A 4,051-nucleotide genomic window follows, 5' to 3' on the forward strand; every position below is an offset into this window, starting at 1 on the left:
GACATTAGCGTTCATTAATTTTCAACTCATGCGACAACTACGTTGACATTTACCGGTGCTGAATGAAAATATCAAGCAACTCAATCAAATGAGTCTTAAAACCAGATTCACTGATTTGATCGAATATTTCTTCTTCCAGCGTCCAAGATGTACCGCTCAGACGGTCTTCATCATCTTCAGCAGAAAAAACCACCTTGCCTGTAACTTTTACAATCTCTGGATATTGCTTCGCCAGCATGGCAAGGCGAGCAGCTTCGCTTCAAGCGTCCCTTGTTGAGCGCCGTGTTAGACATCCGTTATTGGTACCTCAGAATTGGCGCCAAGACATAAAGCGCGCAAGCAAGTGACGCCGCGCTGGCCCAAGCAAGAATGACACAGGCAAAAACTCGCTCAGAAGCGCGTAGGTCCGGCTGCCCGCCGGAAATAGCAGCCCGCGGCGCTTACCTGAATTAGCAACATTGCCGCGTAAAAAGCTCGAGCCCACATCACTCCGTTGGGAGCGCTCAAGCTTGCCACCTCGGTAAATGGATCAAAACGGGTGGAAAGTAACCACAGCAGCTCGACCGTCATAGCCACAATCAGGAGACGTCTCGATCTGGAGAGGACCATGTTCGGATGTCTAACGCAGAGCAAAGGGGCGCGTAGCGAAGCGGAGCGTCCCTTTGAGCGACGTGTTAGATTTCGTGGACTCGATACTCGAATGAAAAACCTGCATTTGATATTACCTCTTCGCACAAAGCTAATAACTTCTTTCCTTCCTCGTCTGGTTCGTATTTACATACCACTTCAAGTTTTAGTTCTTTTCCTTTTGCTTTGGGATATGAATTGTAAATCTCACCGCTTTCCATAAATGAAAGATAAGTATTCAATTTATCCTGAATCTTGATCAAGTGCTCACTGTTCCCCCATTCAAGATGGTCCGTTACGGTCAAAGTAACCGAATTGCCGTCTGGAGCGGAACTGATGATGTCAATTACTTGAGCGTCCTCGATGCTCATTTTAAATCTAACGTCAATACTGAGGCACGGGCGTAGCCCATTGCCTCCAGCGCCTTATACGGCTTATCGTTTCGATGCGTTCTGCCCAGCCATGTAACTGGTGATGAGGCAGCGATACGATGGCAAGTGATTCGAAAACAGAGCACCAAGCCCCTCGACGTCGTTTCGCCAGTCGCGGTGTAGTTCGCAAGCCGCCCCGAACCAAGTCATAAGCTGGCATCCAGCCGCTTCCATTCGCGCCCATGCGGCGTCCCGCGTGGTCTTGTTGAATGTTCCTGACGCATCGGTGACAATGAAAACCTCAAAACCTTCCTCGCGAGCAGACAACGCTGGAAATGCCACACAGACCTCAGTCACAATTCCTGCAATGATCAACTGCTTCTTCCCTGTGTCCTTGATCGCCTTTACGAAGTCATCGTTGTCCCAAGCATTAATTTGGCCGGGGCGTGCGATGTATGGGGCGTCGGGGAACAGTTCTTTTAGCTCCGGAACCAAGGGGCCGTTCGGACCGTCCTCGAAACTGGTCGTCAAGATTGTAGGGAGGTCGAAATACTTGGCAGCGTCCGCCAGCGCAAGGACGTTGTTCTTGAAATCGTCCGGTGAGAAATCTTGAACGAGATTTGTTAGGCCGGATTGGTGATCGACGAGCAAAACAGCCGCATCTTCCTTGTTCAGGCGGTTATATTGGAATTCAGTCTTCATGGTGTTTCCTTTGGTTATGGGTTGATGTTGATTGTTTTCTTTGCCGAACGCCTAGTTCAGCCGAGGAGGCGCGATAGCGCCGCCGCCCGTGGAAGCGGTTGTTAGCGTCCGGTTTTCCGCACATAGAACGGCTTAACTGATTTCGTGACTTCGGCCCCCACACCCTTCCCATCATCAACGAAAATATCGATATATTGATCTTTGACCAAGTAGCCTCGGCTTGCCGTTGCCAGGTCTTTACGAATTGCGTCAATCACGGAGGGAGGCGATGCGCTGGTTCGAAGGACTAACGCAAGATGCGGTACCTCGCCTTCTTTCACATAGTGAACTTGTCCTAGGTAAGCCTCGGCTACTTCTGAGTTTCGTTCAAGATTACGGGTCATGGCTTCGATCAATCCGGCTGGAATTTTCGGCGGGGCACCGACCAGTACCGTTGTGCCTTTGGAAAGTGATGCTTGTTTCGACCTAAAAACCGATTCTTTCAACCATCTGATTTCTTCTGGAACAAATACCTTTACATGATCTGTTCCCACATTAAGGGCCCAATGGATATCTGGATTCATCATTTCGACGATGACGTGTCCCAGTATCGCAGTGAATCCGATTTCACGTTTTGCCCAAGCGACTAAGCGCTCCCTGTTATCGAACAGCATCAGATAAGACTTACCTTCGGACGCCACAATGACGGGTGAAATCGTTTCATTTTCGACGGCACGTCTACGACGATCTTGCGATGGAACGTCATGTGTCGGTATGTATATCTCGGAGTTCAGAAATAGATCGTAGTATGCCGATTGCTTCTCTGGATTCTTTGTTGCTGCCTCAAAGGCTGCATCGAGTTCTGTCATGTTGTCGGTTCCGCTCCCACAGGCCATTACCGGGATCAAGAAGAGCACAAATGCGGCTAAGAGTTTGTCCACTTTGTTGCCACGCTAACGCCGCAACCAGCGGCGAGCGAAACAGCGTGTAGCGAGTCCAGCATTAAGCGCGTTTTTTGCGGTTAATGCGAGCTGGGTTGCTTGTATTACGTGTCATACTCGCCGCTATCCCATGGCTCAAAGAAAGCCATGTAGTTGCCGGGGAGCAACTCAACTGCCCATTCATCCTCCTCGTCCTCTGGCTCTCTAGGAATGAGCCCGAAATCTACGCCGAACTTATTTACGGAGAATGGTTTAACCTCAATGCGGCAGAATTTGACGTCCCCTAACTCCTCCAGCCGAGACAAATAAAACTTTTTACATGCTTCAACATTTAGGCTATCTCTTGGGCCAAAGCTATCAACTTTTGATTCCTTGAGATTTCCATCTTCATCAAATATAAACAGCGCTACATATTCCATCCTTCCTTGCCCGAGATAGCAGGTTCGAAGGGGGTCGTAAAAAAAATTGATCGCCCGATTTTGTACGACCAATATGTTTAGCATGATAGTCATCGTGATCTATAGCAATTTTTGATGGTTTCTGCGATGTCATATAATTTTGCCGTATGCATAACGCCAAGCTTAGGGGCGCGCAGCGAAGCGGAGCGTCCCTTTGAGCGACGTGTTGGACGAAGCCGCTAACGCGGTTAAAAGAACCGTGGCTTGATTGACGATAAAATGTAACCTCACGCCCTCATAAGAGGGAAAATTCCACGACGAATCATGAGGTTACACAGCTATGACAGCATCATCCGCGTTCGATTTCAAGCAAAACTATCAAACTCATTTCAAACACCTGAAACTCAAAGGGCTTCAGCCGAAGACGGTCGAGGCCTATTCCCGGGCCATTCGGCGCATCGGCGCGTATTTCGATGGACAAATCCATGATTTATCCGAAGCGCAATTGCTCAAGTATTTCTCCGATTTGCTGGCATCCCATTCTTGGAGTTCCGTGAAGCTGGATCTCTACGGGCTCAAGTTCTATTATCAACATGTGCTGCGCAAGCCTTGGGCGCATTTGGATTTGATCAAGCCGCCGAAGGGTCAGCGCTTGCCGGATATCGTCACGGTTGCCGAGGCGCAGCGTTTGTTTATGGTAACCCGTTCGGTATGTTACCGGGTGTTCTTTTTCACGCTCTATAGTCTGGGCTTGCGGCTCGGTGAAGGCTTGCGGCTTCAGGTAGGCGATATTACCTACATGGATGTAGGTAAGGGGCGTGAGCAGGAGCGGAAGCTTCGATGCTGAGCGACAGCGTGTCCATATTCGGGATGCCAAAGGCAACAAGGACCGTTTGGTACCGCTGCCGGAAACGACATTAATTTTACTGCGCCGCTTTTGGCAAGTGCACCGCAATCCGGTGTTGCTGTTTCCCAGTCGCGGTAAATGTCAACGTAGTTGTCGCATGAGTTGAAAATTAATGAACGCTAATGT

The 4,051-nt window shown here is 49.4% G+C and carries 6 protein-coding genes; 1 reads left to right on the forward strand and 5 read right to left on the reverse strand.

Annotated features, from left to right (window positions below; genetic code table 11):
* Positions 1 to 49: 49 nt before the first annotated feature.
* The 5 genes from ACRJJO_RS21795 to ACRJJO_RS21815 form a co-directional block, all read right to left on the reverse strand.
* On the reverse strand, positions 50 to 238 hold the full coding sequence (locus ACRJJO_RS21795; RefSeq protein ID WP_431067659.1) for a hypothetical protein: 189 nt from the start codon (positions 236 to 238) through the stop codon (positions 50 to 52).
* 436 nt (positions 239 to 674) lie between these two features.
* Positions 675 to 998 carry a DUF6572 domain-containing protein gene (locus ACRJJO_RS21800; RefSeq protein WP_431067660.1) on the reverse strand — a complete coding sequence of 108 codons (324 nt, stop codon included), beginning with the start codon at positions 996 to 998 and terminating at the stop codon, positions 675 to 677.
* A 63-nt stretch (positions 999 to 1,061) separates the two neighbouring features.
* On the reverse strand, positions 1,062 to 1,700 hold the full coding sequence (gene ycaC / locus ACRJJO_RS21805) for an isochorismate family cysteine hydrolase YcaC (RefSeq protein WP_431067661.1): 639 nt from the start codon (positions 1,698 to 1,700) through the stop codon (positions 1,062 to 1,064).
* A gap of 101 nt (positions 1,701 to 1,801) precedes the next feature.
* Positions 1,802 to 2,548: an enhanced serine sensitivity protein SseB C-terminal domain-containing protein gene (locus tag ACRJJO_RS21810; protein WP_431067662.1), complete on the reverse strand. Its 747-nt coding sequence runs from the start codon at positions 2,546 to 2,548 to the stop codon at positions 1,802 to 1,804.
* A 176-nt stretch (positions 2,549 to 2,724) separates the two neighbouring features.
* Positions 2,725 to 3,123: a hypothetical protein gene (locus ACRJJO_RS21815; protein ID WP_431067663.1), complete on the reverse strand. Its 399-nt coding sequence runs from the start codon at positions 3,121 to 3,123 to the stop codon at positions 2,725 to 2,727.
* Positions 3,124 to 3,358: 235 nt separating this feature from the next.
* Between ACRJJO_RS21815 and ACRJJO_RS21820 the strand changes: the two genes are divergently transcribed.
* On the forward strand, positions 3,359 to 3,865 hold the full coding sequence (locus ACRJJO_RS21820) for a phage integrase N-terminal SAM-like domain-containing protein (protein ID WP_431067664.1): 507 nt from the start codon (positions 3,359 to 3,361) through the stop codon (positions 3,863 to 3,865).
* Positions 3,866 to 4,051 lie beyond the last annotated feature (186 nt).

Source organism: Methylotuvimicrobium sp., from assembly GCF_050611805.1.
Lineage (GTDB): Bacteria > Pseudomonadota > Gammaproteobacteria > Methylococcales > Methylomonadaceae > Methylotuvimicrobium.